We start from the raw sequence: 14807 nt of genomic DNA on the forward strand, positions 1-14807 counted from the left end.
GGTTACTTGTAGCCTTCGCCTGTATTAACCCCCAAAGTGAATGAGCAGGGGCAATCCAACATCCTCTTCTTTGACTCCTACTGACGACGCGCTGATTGCTGCCATTCGCGGCGGCGATGAGCGGGCGCTGGCCCACCTCTACCGGCTGCACTGGCCCATGGTATCGCACTTCGTGTTGCAAAACAGCGGCACCGAAGACGATGCCCAGGATGTGTACCAGGAAGGCGTGATGGTGTTTTATGAAAAAGTACGCGACGGCTCCCTCGAGCTCAGCTGCCAGATTAAAACCTACCTCTACGCCGTGTGCCGCCGCCTGTGGCTCAAACGCCTTACCAGCAAAAGCCGCTTCGGTGTGCGCCTGCTGGACGACGAGGAGCACGGCCCGTACCTGAACACGGGGGCCGAAGAAGACCTGCTGGCCGCCGAGGAACAGGACCGCCGTTTCGCCACCATGGGCGAGGCCCTGAACCACCTCGGCGAACCGTGCCGCTCGCTTTTGGAAGGCTTTTACCTGCTCGATAAGTCGATGCAGGACCTCACGGCAGAATTCGGCTACACCAACGCCGACAATGCCAAAAACCAGAAATACAAGTGCCTTGTGCGTCTGAAAAAATTATTCTTCGCCCATTATAAAGAAGAACCTATCTGATATCATTAGCCGCTGGCGGTAGTCGGCGGGCCTCCCATTCGCTTACCGCCGCCGGCCTTGGCCGGCAGCCTTTACCCATGATGACTGAAGCAGACTATTACGCCTTATTTGAAGCCTACTCGCACGGCGAGCTGGCCGGGCCCGCCCGCGCCAACCTCGAAGCGCGCCTGGCGGCCGACCCCGCGCTGGCCCTGCGCTACGCCGACTTTAGCGAAATGACCGACACGCTGCGCGGCTACGGCCAGCGCCAGCAGGCCCGGCAGCAGCTGCGCGGCATCCACGCCGCCATGCTGGCCGCCGATGCCCCCGCAGAAATTGTCTCGCCCTTCACCCACACCGTGAACCCGATGCTGCGCATTTCGCGCACCGAGCGCAAGCTGCGCGAGTTCTGGAGCGGGCACCGCGCCACCGTGGGCGTGGCCGCCTCGGTAGCCGTGATGGCCGTGTTTGCCACGCTGCTGGGCCTGGATATCTGGCGCAACGCCAAGGTGCAGCCTTCGCTGTACGGCTACAACGTGATGCGCCGCGAGATTAACAGCCTCAAGCACAACCAGAAGGTACTGAACAGTACCATCAAGCGGATTGATGGAAGCGCCACCCCGCCGCTGGCCCCGGTCAGCAAATTCAGCGGCACAGGTTTCGCCCTCACGTCGGAGGGTTATATCGTGACCAGCTACCACGTTATTCAGGGCGCTGATTCATTGCTCATTGAAGGTCGCAACCACCAGCGCTACCACGCCGAGCCAGTGTATTCCGACGTGAAGCACGACCTGGCCATCCTGCGCATTACCGATAAGCGCTTCACCGGTTTCGGCCGGCTGCCCTATGCGGTGAAGTCGGGCCAGGCCGATTTAGGCGAGCGGGTGTTCACGCTGGGCTACCCGCGCGAGGACGTGGTGTACGGCGAAGGCTCCCTGAGTGCCCGCTCGGGCTTCGAGGGTGACACGGCCTTCTACCAAGTGAGCATTCCGGTGAACCCGGGCAACTCGGGCGGCCCGCTGCTCGATGAGCGCGGCAACCTGATTGGCGTGGTGAGCGGCCGGCAGAACGATGCGCAAAGTGCCGCGTTTGCCACCAAATCATCATATCTCGTGCGGCTGGTCGATTCCTTGGAAGCGGCCAAGCCGGCCAACCCCTACCGCCTGCCCCGCTTCGGCCAGTTGGCCGGCACCGGGCGGCCCCAGCAGCTCAAGAAGCTCCAGGATTATGTATTCGTAGTGAAGGTTTTTGAATAGGCCAGCACTCGTTTTTTAAGCACAAGCGGTACAACGGCCTGTTTCTTTATGGAAGCAGGCCGTTGTTTTGTAATGACTTTTCATGGGGGGCGATTATTGTTCGCAATGCCGCAAAAAACGCTGATTATTCCGCTGTTTGGCGAGGCCGATTCTGGCCTTTTCCACAACCTTGGACCCCACAATCTAGTATTCAGGCTTAGATGAGCGGCGCTTGTCTTTCAATCCCTTTGTCTTCCCTAACCTCCGCACTCCGTGGCTCAAAACCAACAAACCCCGCCTTCCAGCAACGACGTTGCCGGCTCGGCCATTTTCAAGAAGTTTCTCAGCACGGCCGAAGGCTACATCAAGCAGCCCACGCGCCTGAAATCACTGCTGACCGATGCCTACAAAAAGGCCAGCGATAAAAACGACGTGGGCACGCTGGCTCACGAAGCCTGGGAAACCCTCCAGACCATGTTCCGGCTCATCAAGGCGTCGATGTCAGGGGAGTACACGGGCGTGCCCGGCACCACGGTGGCGGCGGCCGTGGCCGTGCTCATTTATTTCCTGAGCCCCATTGACCTGATTCCGGACTTTATTCCGGTGCTGGGCCTACTCGATGACGTGGCTCTGGTGGCCTGGTTCTCGACCACGCTGAAAGGCGAAATGGACAAGTTCCACGAGTGGGAGCTGACCCGCCCCGCCGAAGTAAAAACCAGCGCCGCGGACGTAACCGCCAGCGGCCTCACGCCGAAAACGGCCGCCCCCGCCGCCCAGCCCTCGCACTCCAACGACCCCGCCGCGCCCACCGCGCACGTAGCCGAAGAGTCGGCGAAGCACGCCGGCACCAGCAGCGTAGCCGCCAACACCACCGACAGCAGCCGTGAGCCCAGTACCACGGCCGCTGATACCGGCGGGAACGTGCGCTAAATTTCGCAACAGCCTCAACTAAAAAAGCCCCCGCAACAGCAGTTGCGGGGGCTTTTTTATGGTTTGTAAAATGTGCTACGCGGCGGCGGCGTGGTCGCGCACGAAGCGCACGAAGTCGCCCACGGTGTAGAGCGGCACCTCGTCAGGAATGGTGATGCTGAAGTTGCGCTCCAACTCCAGAATAATATCAACGACATCGAGGGTTTCGAAGCGCAGGTCGCGGGCGAGGCTGGCGGTTTTGCGCACGCGGCTGGCCCGGATGGCCTTGCGCTTGCTGATAATGCGGAATACCTGCTGCTCGATAGTAGGCGTATGGTGGGCGGAGCTAATGGTGGATACGTACATAATAAAGTTGCGGAAAAAGATGGTGAGGCAAGGGCAGGCGAATCGTTTCGGTGGGTGCCCCGCCGGGGCGGGGAAAGTGCCCACCGGCGGCCGCTGCTGCAACAACAGCCGGCCAGCGGGCACCCAACGCCGGAAACGTTAGGCTAGTACAGCCGGCGTAGCCGCCTGTATTTCTTCAGAGCCCACCTCCTCGTCAATGGTTGCAATGTCATCCGGATTTTTTCCGGTTATTTTTCCTTTCAGCGATTCGCTCAGCAAATACATCACCGGCACCACCAGCAGGGTGATGCCCGTGGCGAAGACGAGGCCGAAAATGATGGTCCAGGCCAGTGGGCCCCAGAAGGTCACCGACTCGCCGCCGATGAAGAAGTGCGGGTTACCGCTTGCGAACAGCTCATAGAAGTCGATGTTCAGGCCGATGGCCAGCGGGATGAGGCCCAGCGTGGCGGCCGTGGCCGTGAGGATAACCGGGTTGAGGCGGGTGCGGCCGGCCAGCACGATGGCCTCGCGCAGCGGCATGCCCTGCGAGCGCAGCATGTCCATGAACTCGACCAGCAGAATGCCGTTTTTTACCACGATGCCAGCTAGGGCGATGATGCCCACGCCCGTCATCACGATGCTCACGTTCTGGCCCGTGATGGCCAAGCCCCAGAACACACCGGCAATCGAAAACAGCACCTCGGACAGGATGATGACCGGCTTGCTGAACGAGTTGAACTGCGTGACCAGAATCAGGAAGATGAGGCCCAAGGCCCCGATGCCGGCCAAGGGCAGGAAGTCGGTGGTTTCCTTCTGACTTTCCTGGGCACCGCCCATGTCGATGGTGTAGCCGGGAGGTGTGGGGAAGGTTTTGAGGGCCTTTTGCACGGCGGCGGCCACGTCGGGACCGGAGTAGCCGTTGAGGACGTTGGATGAGATGGTGATGACGCGCTTGGTGTCTTTGCGCTTGATGCCACCATAAGTGGAGCCGTAGGTGACGTCGGCCACCGAGGAGATGGGCACCTGGCGGATGGCGCCGGTGGCATCGCGGAAGGTGAGCGGGGCGTTCACCACGGCATCCACGTCGGAGCGGTAGGGCTCGGCGTAGCGCACCTGGATGGGGTATTCGTCGTCGGTCGTCTTGAATTTGCTGGCCTCGGTGCCGTAGATGGCGGTGCGGACCTCCAGGCCAATCTGGCCCGTGCTGATGCCTTCGCGGTTGGCGCGGACGCGGTTGATATTGACGGCTATTTCGGGGTTGCGGTCCTGCAGGTTGGAGCGCAGGGCTTCGACGCCGCCGATGTGCAGCGAGTCGACGTAGTGCGCCACTTTCTTGGAGAGCGCGGCCAGAGCTTTGTAGTCATCGCCGGCTACTTCAATGGCAATGGGCTTGGGCTGGGGCGGGCCGCTAGCCTCCTGGTCAACCGAGATTTCAGCGCCGGGAATGCCTTTCACCACCTCACGGATTTTGTCCATGTAGACGCTGGTTTTAACCCCTTTGCGCTCGCTCAGCTCCTTGAACGCCACAGCGACTTTGCCCATTTGCGACTGCGACGTGCCCGAGGCCGAGGAGGCATCGCCGGGGTCGTTGGCCCCGATGGCTACGTTGGTAATCACCGACTCCACATCAGGATTATTGCGGCCGATAACGCCGTAGACGCGGTTTTCGAGGACGTGGGTAATCGAGTCGGTGACTTCGACTTTGGTGCCGACCGGCATGTTCAGGTAAGTGTAGATGAATTTGGGGTCGCCTTTGGGGAAGAAGTCGACGTGCGGCTTGCGCGCGCCCACGGCCACAAACGAGCCGATGAAAAGCACCACCACGCCCACCATCACCAGGGCCGGATGGCTGATGGCCCAGCGCACGAGGTCGGCGTAGCCGTTCTGGAAGCGCGGCAAGGCGCGGGTCTGGAACCAGCCAATCATCTTCACGAACACGAAGGTGTTGAGGAAGCAAAGCAGGATGAGCGTGATGGCCAGGTTGCCCACGAAGGTGGAATGCGCCACGTAGCCGATGATGGCAATGACCAGCAGCACACCCATCGCAATCAGGAAATTGCGCGTGAGCTTGGGCTTGCGGTGCATGTCTTCCTCGAAATGCTCCTCGCGCTCCATGAAGCTCACGGCAAACACCGGGTTCATAATGAAGGCCACGATAAGCGAAGCCATCAGCGTGATGATGAGCGTGACCGGCAGGTAGTACATGAACGAGCCCACGATGCCGGGCCAGAACATGAGCGGCACGAACGGCGCTACCGTGGTGAGCGTGCCGGCCAGCACCGGAATGAACACCTCGCCCGCGGCGAATTTGGCGGCTTTCGGGGTGCTCAGGTTGGGGTGCTCGTGCAGCAGGCGGTGGGTGTTTTCAATTACCACAATGGCGTCATCGACCACGATACCGAGGGCCAAAAGGAAAGCGAAGAGCACAATCATGTTCAGCGTGAAGCCGAACAGCGGGATGACCAGAAAGGCCAGGAACATCGAAATCGGCACGGACAGGCCCACAAACAGCGCGTTGGTAGTGCCCATGAAGAACATCAGAATCAGCGTCACGAGCAGGAAGCCGATGATGATGGTGTTGATGAGGTCGTGCAGCGTCACGCGGGTGTCGTTCGAGGTGTCGCCGGTCACGGTGATGTTCAACTCCTTGGGCAGGTTGGCTTTCGAGTCGGCAATCAGGGCCTTGATTTTATCGGAGGCGTCAATCAGGTTTTCGCCGGCGCGCTTCACCACGTTCAGCGTGATGGCGGGCTTGCCGTCGAGGCGGGCGTAGCTTTCGCGGTCCTTGAAGCCGTCGACGACGGTGGCGATGTCGCCGAGGCGCACCGGCGCGCCGTTCAGGTTCTTCACCTGGATGTCGGCAATGTCGGCGGCCCGCACGTACTGGCCGGCCACGCGCACGGCGCGCTTCTGCCCGCCCACATCGATGCTGCCGCCCGATACGGTCACGTTCTCGCTGCTGATGGCGCGGGAAATGTCCGAGAAACTCAGGCGCGAGGCGCGCAGCTTGTTCAGGTCCACGTCCACGTTCACCTGCTGGTCGAGGGCACCCACGATATCCACGCGGGTGATTTCGGGCAGGGCCTCAATCTTGTCCTGGAAGTCGTCGGCGAACTTCTTGAGCTGGGCGGCGGGCAGGTTGCCGCTCAGGTTCACGAACATAATCGGCTGCTCGGAGATGTTGATTTCCTTCACCGTCGGGTCGGCGGGCAGGTCGTTGGGCAGCTCGGTGCGGGCCTTGTCCACGGCATCCTTAATGAGCTGCTTGGCCTCTGGCACCTTCACATTCGAGTTGAACTCGATGTCGACGATGCAGTAATCCTGGTTCGAGGTCGAGTTGATGTGCTTCACCCCGTTGATGCCCTTGATTTCCTTTTCGAGGTGGCGGGTCACCAGGTTTTCGATGTCCGTGGGCGAGGTGCCGGGGTACACCGTGGCCACGATGATGCGCGGAATCACGATGTCCGGGAATTTCTCCTTGCCCAGCTTGATGTAGGCAAAAATGCCCGCCACGCACAGCAGCACCGTGATGATGTAGATGCTGGTTTTGTTATTGATGGACCAACTAGTGGGGCCAAATTCTTTTTCTATATCCTGCATGACTTTTAACTAAAAGCTTGAGAACTACTGGGGATAGAGACGCAATATTTTGCGTCTGTCGTTGCTGATGTTGTTTAGTTGGCGTGGTTCGGTATGGTCCTGGCCGTTCAACGACGAAACGCAAAATGTTGCGTCTCTACGCCCCTTGCACGACTACCTTCTGGCCTTCGTTTAGGTTCTGGTAGCCGCCCGAGATGATTTTATCCTCAGCCGTCAGGCCGCTGCTTACTTCGACTTTGCCGTTGTAGGTATTGCCGGTTTTGATGATGCGCTTCTTGGCCACGGCCTTGCCGGCCTCCTGGCCCACCACGTACACGTAGCTGTTCTGCTCGTCGTGCTGCACAAGGTCGACCGGAATGACGGTGGCGGCGGCAGCCGCGTAGTTCTGGATGCGAACGGTGGCCACCATGTTGGGGCGCAGGTCGGCGGCTTTGGCCCCTTTCAGGCGCAGCTCCACCGTAAACGTGCGGCTGGTGGCGTTGATGCTGCGGCTCACGACGCGCACCGTGGCGGGAATTTCCTCGCCGCCCAGGTCCGGAATGGTGACCACGGCGTTGTCGCCGGCCTTGATGCTGTTGCCGTAAGCTTCCGACACATCGGCCAGGATTTTGCCGCCCGTGCCACTGGTAAGGCGCACCACCGGCGCGCCGGGGGCGGTGATTTCGCCCAGCTTGGGCAGCACCTCATCCACCGAGCCCGAGAACGGAGCTACTACATTGTATAGCGCGCGCTGCTGGTTGAGCGTGCTCAGATTGCGCTGCAGGGCCTGGTAGTTGTTCTTGGCCGTGAGGTACTGGATTTCGGTCCCAATCTGCTGGTCCCAGAGGCTCTTTTGCTTTTCGTACACGGTTTTGGCGAGGTCCATGCGGGTGCGCAGCTCGGCGGCGCTGGCATCGAGAATGCTGGCATCCACGGTGGCCAGCACCTGGCCTTTGCTCACGCGGTCGCCGCGCTGCACGCGGATGCTGGTGAGCGAGCCGGCGGCGCGGCTGCCCACGGTGGCGTTCTGGTCGAAATCGACGCGGCCCTGTACTTCGAGGTAGCTTTTGAAGCTCTCGGGCTTAGCGTTCATCACCGAAACGGGTGTGGCGGCGGCTACCACCGGGCCGCCGGTTTTGGCTTCGAGCTCGGTAATTTTGGCCTGCGTGGCCGCCTGTTCGCTCTTCAGCTTTTCGAGCTGGGCCTTGGGGTCTTTGCTTTCGCCGCCGCAGGAAGTGAGCAGCAGGGTGCCGGCGAGAAACAGCGCGGCGGGTTGGGTTGAATTGAAACGCATGGGTAAGCGGGGTATTTTAAGATGTCGGGTGGCAAGTAGCGCGGACTTTTAGTTCGCGTCCCCGCGCCGTTAGAATCGTTCGGGTGTCGTTCGGGGACGCGAACTAAAAGTTCGCGCTACGCCCCAGCGTTATTTCTTAACCTGGTTAAACAGCTCACCAGTCGCTTTGTCGCGGTCGACTTTCGCCACCAGCACGTCGTAAATCGCGCCGTAGTAGTTGGTCTGGGCCGAGCGCAAATCCGTCTCAGCCGTAATCACCTCCAGGTTGGAGCCCACGCCGGCGTTGAACTTGATGCGCGTGACGCGGGCCACGTCGGTAGCCAGGTCCAGGTTGGCCTTCTGGTTGTCCAGCACATCCAGCGCATTCACCAGCGTGGTGCGGCTCTGGGCATCTTGCAAATCAATGCTTTGCTTCAGTGTTTCAAAGCCCTTCTCAATGGTTTGCTGCTGCAAGCGGCTCTGCTGCACCAGGTATTTGCGGCGGAAGCCGTCGAACACCGGCACCTGCAAGCTCAGGCCCACGTTACCGAAGCCGAACCAGTTCTGGTTGGCAAAACCCGCCGAGTTCGTCGAAGTCGGCCCGCGAAAGGCGAACAGCTCACTGCCCGTTTTGGCCGAGCCCGTAAAACCGTAGGCCCCCGTGAGCACGAGGCGCGGGTACGCGCCGGCCTGGCGGTTGCGCAGGTCGAGGCCAGCCAAGGCCTGTTGGGTTTCCAGGGTCGAGAATTCGATGCGGTTGTTGTAGTTCAGCGCGCCCCGGGCCGCCATCGACTGGCCCCCCGACAGCGCATTCTGCTGGTCGAGGCGGTTCTGGGCGGCGGTATTGTCGCCGCCGGGGGTTACCGGGGCGGTGGGCACGCTACCCAGGCCATCCACACCGCCGCCGTTGCTCAGGCTGGCCACGCCGAGGCGCTGGCGCAGGGCACCGGCATCCACCACGGCCGCGCCGAGCGAATCGGTCAGCTGCACGTTCTGGCCCTGCGGCAGGCCCATCTGAAACTTGAGCAGGCCTACGCTCAACTCGGTGAGGCGCTGGGCTTTCTGCTGCTCCACCACTAGGTTGTTGCGCTGCACGCGCAGGCGGTCCACATCCAGCTTCTCGGCAAAGCCGGCCTTGAAAATCTTCTGGGTCTGGTAAAGCACCGTATCGAGGCGCTGCACGTTGCGGGCCAGCAGGCCGAGGCGCGAGCGGGCCACCAGCGTGCTGTAATAGGCCTTGCTCACCTGCTCCACCACGTCGATTTCGGCCTGCTGAGTTTGCTTTTTGGCCAGTTCGGTGTACACCTTAGCAGCCTTCAAACCAATCAGATACGAGCCATCGAACAACAGTTGTGATACCGAGGCGCTGGCGTTGCCGGCGTATTGCAGGCCGAAGGCGAACGGCTGCGGCGGCAGGGCCAGCTGCTGGGTGCCCAGCACCTGCTGCGTACCGCCCTGGGCCGCCGCCAGGTCGCCCTGCGTGAGTACCGTTTGCGAGAGCGGGAAGCTCACCAGGCTCTTTTGCAGCTTGAAGTTATCGGACAGCGTGCTGGCCACGTTCACCTGCGGCAGGCCGGCGCTCTTGATTTCGCCCACTTTGGCGGCCGCCGTGGCCTCGCCCAGGCGGGTGGCCAGCAGCGTCGACTTGTTCTGCACGGCGTAGGTAATGGCCTGTTGCAGGCTCAGGGGCATGGTGCCCGTGGTGGGCGGGGCCTGGGGCAGGGCGGCTGGCTGGCTTTGGGCAAGCAGCGCCTGCGGTACGGCCGCGCTCAGGGCGGCCACCAGCAGGAATCTGGTTCGAAACAGCGTGTTCATAAACAGCAAAAAAGTAACAGGTAAGCGGGGAAAAGCGGGTTATTCTTCGTCGGTGACGTGCCGGTACTGGTTGATGAGCCGGTGACCTTTGATGGTGGCTACGCCCAGCATGAAGTGCTCAAGCAGCGCCGCCGACACGCGCTCGTTGGCAAAATCGCGGGGCGGGAAGAGTTCGGGGTCAAATTGCAGCTCAATCTGAGCCAGGCGCAGGCGGGCCAGTACTTCCATATCGAGGTCAGCTTGAAAAAGGCCTTCTTCGATACCGCGGCGCAGGTTATCCTTGATTTGGGAGAGGATAAACTCGTGTTTGTGGGCCTGCCAGAGCTGCCAGGTAGTGGGGTGAAACTTGCGCAGGTCGTAGAAAATGCTGGGGTGGACGTTGCCAAATTCCTGCTTAATCCAGGTCAACATCTGAAACAACTCGTCGATGGCCGAGGAGGAAGCGTTAATCATCGCCTTGCACTCGTTCTGGGTGCCGTCGAGGTGGCGGCTCATAGAAGCTTCCACAATCTGGTCCTTGTTTTCGAACCACTTATAAAGGGTCTTTTTCGACATGGCCAGGTCGGCGGCAATGTCGTCCATGCTCACGCTTTTGATGCCGTTGCGCATAAAAAGCTGCTGGGCGTGATTGAGGATGCGGTCTTTGATTTCCATAACTAGCGCCGCAAAGATACAACGGAAACTTTAATCGTGCTCAAAGTTTCCAACGCATTTTCACAGTCTGCAACCAGTGCAAGGCCTTTTTGCGCGGGGCAAGACGCGCACGGCTCCGGTTTACTTTAACCCAACCCGAAAAAAAGTATTCAGCCCCTTACATGACTAACTAATTTTATTGGTAATACAAAGCTAATAAAATTAGTTTAATAGTATTCTACAATCAGATTATTTATTTGTGAACCCGGCCCAGCCCCGCGTGCGGCGGAAGTGCCGGGCGAGGGTACTTTTGCGCCGGGCCGCGGTGGCCCGCCTGCATTCGCGCTTATGAAAATCCGGACCGGCTTCGGCTACGACGTTCATCAATTGAAAGAAGGCCTGCCCTTCTGGCTCGGCGGCATTGAGGTGCCGCACACCCATGGCGCCCTCGGCCACTCCGATGCCGACGTGCTCATCCACGTCATTTGCGACGCACTTTTGGGCGCGGCCAACCTGCGCGACATCGGCTTCCACTTCCCCGACACCGACCCGCAGTACAAGGGCATCGACTCGAAAAAACTGCTCTCCGGCGTGATGCGCCTGCTGCGCGAGCGTGGCTACGAGGTGAGCAACGTCGACTCGACCATTTGCCTGGAGCGCCCCAAGGTGAACCCCCACATTCCGGAAATGCAGCGCGTGCTGGCCGCCGTGATGGGCGTGGCCGAGGAGGACATTTCCATCAAAGCAACCACCACCGAAAAACTAGGGTTTGTGGGCCGGCAGGAAGGCGTGGCCGCCTACGCCAGCGTGCTGATTGTGAAAGCGTAATTAACCGTCATGCCGAGCATAAATCCTTGTTCCCACCATATTAAATCAATGAAGCAAACCCCTCTCCTGCTGGCCTTTCTCGCGCTGGCCAGCGCCGTTCCGGCCCACGCTCAAGGCAAGGTCAAAGTAAAATCCAAGCCCGCCTCCGGTGCGGCGGCTACTAAAATCAAAACCACTGATGGCAAGGACGCTGGCAAAGACTGGAGCGTGAAATACGCCGACCAGGTAACCGCCGAACGCCTGCGCACCCACCTAGCCGTACTGGCTTCGGACGAGTACGAAGGCCGCGAAACCGGCCAGAAGGGCCAGCACATGGCCGCCGACTACGTAGCCAAGCAGTTCAAAACCGCCGGCCTGACCGGCCCGGTCACTACCGGCACCGACCCCTACCAGCAGCATTTCGACGTGGAGCAGGTGACCTGGGCCGACGGTGCGACCCTGAAAGTGGGCAGCACGAATTACGCCTGGCTCACGGATTTCTATGGTATCGGCGACTCGCCGTTTGCCCAGGAAACTACCGTAAAGCCGGTTTTCGTGGGCTACGGCATTGAGCAGGCGGGCTATTCTGACTACGCCAATGTGGACGTGAAGGGCAAGGACATTCTAGTACTAATGGGCGAGCCCACCGGCGACGGCGGCAAAGCCCTGCTCAGCGCCGACGGCGCGCCCACTAAATGGGGCACCGACTACCGGGGCAAGGCCCAACTGGCGAATCAGAAGGGGGCGCGCACGGTGTTTTTCGTGAGTTTCAACCCGACCAGCAACTTCGCCAAACAGACGGCGCGCATGGCCCCGTTCATCTCCCGGCCGTCGATGGTGATGCTGGGCAACGACAAGCCCACCCGCGTGCCGTCGTTCTTCATCTCGCCCGCCGTGGGCTTGGCCGTGCTGGGCACGACCGATGCGGTTATGCAGACTTATTTGGGCAAAATCAACAGCACCAAACAGCCGGTGGCCGCCACTTTCGCGGTGGTGCCGATGCAGCTGAAAGCCGAGCGCAAGCGTGAAAAGCTCGACACGCAGAACGTGCTGGGCTTCATCGAGGGCACGGATAAGAAAGAAGATGTCATCGTGATTTCGGCCCACCACGACCACCTGGGCAAGCACGACGGACAGGTGTTCAACGGGGCCGACGACGATGGCTCGGGCACCACGGCCATTATTACGATGGCGGAGGCGTTTGCCAGGGCTAAAAAGGAAGGCCACGGCCCGCGCCGCAGCCTGCTGTTTCTGAGCGTGACGGGCGAGGAAAAGGGCCTGTTCGGTTCAGAATATTATTCGAAGCACCCCATTTTCCCGCTGGCCAGCACCGAGCTTGACCTGAACGTGGACATGATTGGGCGCACTGATGTGGAGCACGAGGGCAAGCCCGACTACGTGTACGTCATCGGCTCCGACAAGCTGGCTTCGGAGCTGAAGGTGATTCTGGAGGCGGAAAACAAGCAGTATGGCCCCATCGACCTGGACTACCGCTTCGACGACCCCAACGACCCCAACCGTTTCTACTACCGCTCCGACCATTACAACTTCGCGGTGAATAAGGTACCGGTGGCCTTTTTCTTCAACGGCGTACATGCCGACTACCACCAGCAGAGCGACGAAATCGAAAAAATTGAGTTTGCGAAGATGGAGAAGCGGGCGCGGCTGGTGTTCCACACCGCCTGGGAGCTGGCCAACCGCGACGGCCGCATTGTCGTTGATTCGAACAAGCCGTAAACGGAGCGCCTTCTGCTTCGTTGAACGTCATGCAGAGCGTAGCGAACCATCTTACCCGCCACCACTAATCCTATTAAATTGGATTGAGTTGTGCAATAAAGATGCTTCGCTACGCTCTGCATGACGTTCTTTTTTGCTCCCTCTCATCCTCCCAAGTCCTTCCTTCCCAATGCTAAAACCCGTTGCGCTGTACGCCCTGCTGCTAACCAGCGCCCTACCCGCTGCTGCCCAGACTACTCCCACCAAAATCAAAGTCAAAACCAAAGGCGCAGCCGCTACCCCCACTGCGCCGGACCTTTCGCAGACCTACGCCGCCCTCATTCAGCCGGCTGACCTGCGGGCGCATCTCACGGTAGTGGCGTCAGACGCGTTTCAGGGGCGCGAGGCGGGCCAGCCGGGCCAGAAGCTGGCAGCGGAATACCTGGTGAAGCAGTTTGTGGAAGTTGGATTGCAAGGACCGGTTTTGGGCGGCGACAACCCGTATTTGCAGCATTTCCAACTGGCGCACAGCACCTACGCACCGGGCGGCTACCTGAAAATCGGCGCGCAACGCTACGACTATTTGAGCGACTGGTTCAGCTACGGGCCGATGCCGTCGCCGTTTCCTATCGAAACCACATCGCAGCCGGTGTTTGCGGGTTTTGGCGTGGAGCAGGGCGCGTATTCGGATTATGCGGGGCTCGACGTGCAGGGAAAGGACGTGGTGGTAATGATGGGCGAACCGCAGGATGAGCGTGGCCGCAAGCTGCTGAAGCCGTTGGGCCGCAAGGCCGACTACTGGGATTCGGGCCTGCGCAAAGCAGCGCTGGCCAAGGCCCACGGCGCCCGCAGCATTTTCCTGATGACGTTTGCCCCGGCCCTTGCTTTCCAGAAACAGACTTCTGAGCTGGGTGAGTCGTTGCGCGAGCCGGCTTTTTCGCTGCCCGACCCCGGCCCGGAAATCATCGACACGGTGGCTGAGAATATCCCGCCGGGCATCGGCGTGTATTTCACCTCGCAGGATTTGGGCCTGGCAATGGCCGGCACTACGATGAATGGGCTGCTGGGCTACGTGCGGGGCCTGGGCCGGGCCGGGCGGCCGGTGCCGGCGGGTTTTCAAGCCCCGACAACCGAAATTTTCCTGCCGCAAACCCAGCAGCCGCTCACCACCGAAAATGTGCTGGGCTTCCTGGAAGGCTCGGACAGAAAGGACGAAGTGCTGGTGGTTTCGGCCCACTACGACCACCTGGGCGTGAAGCATGACACGATTTATAACGGGGCCGATGACGACGGCTCGGGCACGGTGGCGGTGCTGGCGCTGGCCAAGGCCTTTGCCCAGGCCAAAAAGGATGGGCACGGCCCGCGCCGCAGCATCCTGTTTGTGCTGATGACGGCAGAGGAAGAAGGTTTGTTCGGCTCGGAATACTACACGGCGCACCCCGTTTTTCCGCTGGCCAATACCATTGCCGACCTCAACATTGACATGGTGGGCCGCACCGACCGCAAGCACAGCGCGAAGCGGCATTTCGTGTGCATTGTGGGCTCGGATAAATTGTCGTCGGAGCTGCACACCATCAATGAGGCGGCCAACCGCGACTACACGCACCTGGAGCTGGACTACCATTTCAACGTGCCCAATGAGCCGGAGCACATCTACTACCGTTCGGACCACTACAACTTTGCGCGGCGCAAAATCCCGGTCATTTTTTATACCACCGGCGAGCACGCCGATTACCACCGGGCGACGGACGATGTGGAGAAGATAGAATTCGATAAATTAGCGGAGCGCGCGCAGCTGGTTTTTCACACCGCCTGGGCGCTGGCAAACCGCGAGCAGCGCATCGTGGTTGATTCTAACAAGCCCTGA

10 protein-coding genes and 1 pseudogene are annotated in these 14807 nt (G+C 60.3%); 6 read left to right on the plus strand and 5 right to left on the minus strand.

The genetic code is table 11. The features are described from left to right. Nucleotides 1-40: 40 nt before the first annotated feature. The 3 genes and pseudogenes from ACVWYF_RS06460 to ACVWYF_RS06470 form a co-directional block, all read left to right on the plus strand. Entirely contained in the window at nucleotides 41-649 is a 609-nt protein-coding gene (locus ACVWYF_RS06460) for an RNA polymerase sigma factor (protein ID WP_457065819.1), read from the plus strand. A gap of 77 nt (nucleotides 650-726) precedes the next feature. Next, nucleotides 727-1884 carry a trypsin-like peptidase domain-containing protein gene (locus tag ACVWYF_RS06465; protein ID WP_457065821.1) on the plus strand — a complete coding sequence of 386 codons (1158 nt, stop codon included), beginning with the start codon at nucleotides 727-729 and terminating at the stop codon, nucleotides 1882-1884. Between the two features lie 453 nt (nucleotides 1885-2337). Next, a pseudogene (locus ACVWYF_RS06470) lies at nucleotides 2338-2499 on the plus strand (YkvA family protein); the annotation flags it as partial. Between the two features lie 369 nt (nucleotides 2500-2868). On the opposite strand, the gene ACVWYF_RS06475 reads toward ACVWYF_RS06470, so the two are convergent. The 5 genes from ACVWYF_RS06475 to ACVWYF_RS06495 all read right to left on the minus strand — a co-directional run bounded on the left by ACVWYF_RS06475 (nucleotide 2869) and on the right by ACVWYF_RS06495 (nucleotide 10438). After that, nucleotides 2869-3138 (minus strand): acyl carrier protein, encoded by a 270-nt coding sequence (locus ACVWYF_RS06475; RefSeq protein ID WP_457065823.1) that lies wholly within the window; start codon nucleotides 3136-3138, stop codon nucleotides 2869-2871. 138 nt (nucleotides 3139-3276) lie between these two features. Further along, the gene (locus ACVWYF_RS06480) at nucleotides 3277-6717 is read right to left on the minus strand and encodes an efflux RND transporter permease subunit (RefSeq protein WP_457065825.1); all 3441 of its coding nucleotides are present in this window, start codon (nucleotides 6715-6717) and stop codon (nucleotides 3277-3279) included. A gap of 136 nt (nucleotides 6718-6853) precedes the next feature. Next, the gene (locus tag ACVWYF_RS06485) at nucleotides 6854-7990 is read right to left on the minus strand and encodes an efflux RND transporter periplasmic adaptor subunit (RefSeq protein ID WP_457065827.1); all 1137 of its coding nucleotides are present in this window, start codon (nucleotides 7988-7990) and stop codon (nucleotides 6854-6856) included. Nucleotides 7991-8119: 129 nt separating this feature from the next. Next, a complete protein-coding gene (locus ACVWYF_RS06490; protein WP_457065829.1) occupies nucleotides 8120-9784 on the minus strand; it encodes a TolC family protein in 1665 nt (554 codons plus the stop codon). Nucleotides 9785-9823: 39 nt separating this feature from the next. After that, nucleotides 9824-10438 (minus strand): TetR/AcrR family transcriptional regulator, encoded by a 615-nt coding sequence (locus tag ACVWYF_RS06495; RefSeq protein WP_457065831.1) that lies wholly within the window; start codon nucleotides 10436-10438, stop codon nucleotides 9824-9826. A gap of 327 nt (nucleotides 10439-10765) precedes the next feature. Between ACVWYF_RS06495 and ispF the strand changes: the two genes are divergently transcribed. The 3 genes from ispF to ACVWYF_RS06510 all read left to right on the plus strand — a co-directional run bounded on the left by ispF (nucleotide 10766) and on the right by ACVWYF_RS06510 (nucleotide 14807). Continuing rightward, nucleotides 10766-11245 (plus strand): 2-C-methyl-D-erythritol 2,4-cyclodiphosphate synthase, encoded by a 480-nt coding sequence (gene ispF / locus ACVWYF_RS06500; protein ID WP_457065833.1) that lies wholly within the window; start codon nucleotides 10766-10768, stop codon nucleotides 11243-11245. Between the two features lie 48 nt (nucleotides 11246-11293). Next, on the plus strand, nucleotides 11294-12961 hold the full coding sequence (locus tag ACVWYF_RS06505; RefSeq protein WP_457065835.1) for a M28 family peptidase: 1668 nt from the start codon (nucleotides 11294-11296) through the stop codon (nucleotides 12959-12961). A gap of 169 nt (nucleotides 12962-13130) precedes the next feature. Continuing rightward, nucleotides 13131-14807, plus strand: coding sequence for a M28 family peptidase (locus ACVWYF_RS06510; RefSeq protein ID WP_457065837.1), 1677 nt, complete (start codon nucleotides 13131-13133; stop codon nucleotides 14805-14807).

The organism is Hymenobacter sp. UYAg731 (assembly GCF_054061335.1).

Coding starts and splice junctions, on each gene's coding strand:
- ACVWYF_RS06505 (WP_457065835.1), top strand. CDS start 11,294: ATGAAGCAAACCCCTCTCCTGCTGGCCTTTCTCGCGCTGGCCAGCGCC.
- ACVWYF_RS06495 (WP_457065831.1), bottom strand. CDS start 10,438: ATGGAAATCAAAGACCGCATCCTCAATCACGCCCAGCAGCTTTTTATG.
- ACVWYF_RS06490 (WP_457065829.1), bottom strand. CDS start 9,784: ATGAACACGCTGTTTCGAACCAGATTCCTGCTGGTGGCCGCCCTGAGC.
- ACVWYF_RS06485 (WP_457065827.1), bottom strand. CDS start 7,990: ATGCGTTTCAATTCAACCCAACCCGCCGCGCTGTTTCTCGCCGGCACC.
- ACVWYF_RS06460 (WP_457065819.1), top strand. CDS start 41: ATGAGCAGGGGCAATCCAACATCCTCTTCTTTGACTCCTACTGACGAC.
- ACVWYF_RS06510 (WP_457065837.1), top strand. CDS start 13,131: ATGCTAAAACCCGTTGCGCTGTACGCCCTGCTGCTAACCAGCGCCCTA.
- ACVWYF_RS06480 (WP_457065825.1), bottom strand. CDS start 6,717: ATGCAGGATATAGAAAAAGAATTTGGCCCCACTAGTTGGTCCATCAAT.
- ispF (WP_457065833.1), top strand. CDS start 10,766: ATGAAAATCCGGACCGGCTTCGGCTACGACGTTCATCAATTGAAAGAA.
- ACVWYF_RS06475 (WP_457065823.1), bottom strand. CDS start 3,138: ATGTACGTATCCACCATTAGCTCCGCCCACCATACGCCTACTATCGAG.
- ACVWYF_RS06465 (WP_457065821.1), top strand. CDS start 727: ATGATGACTGAAGCAGACTATTACGCCTTATTTGAAGCCTACTCGCAC.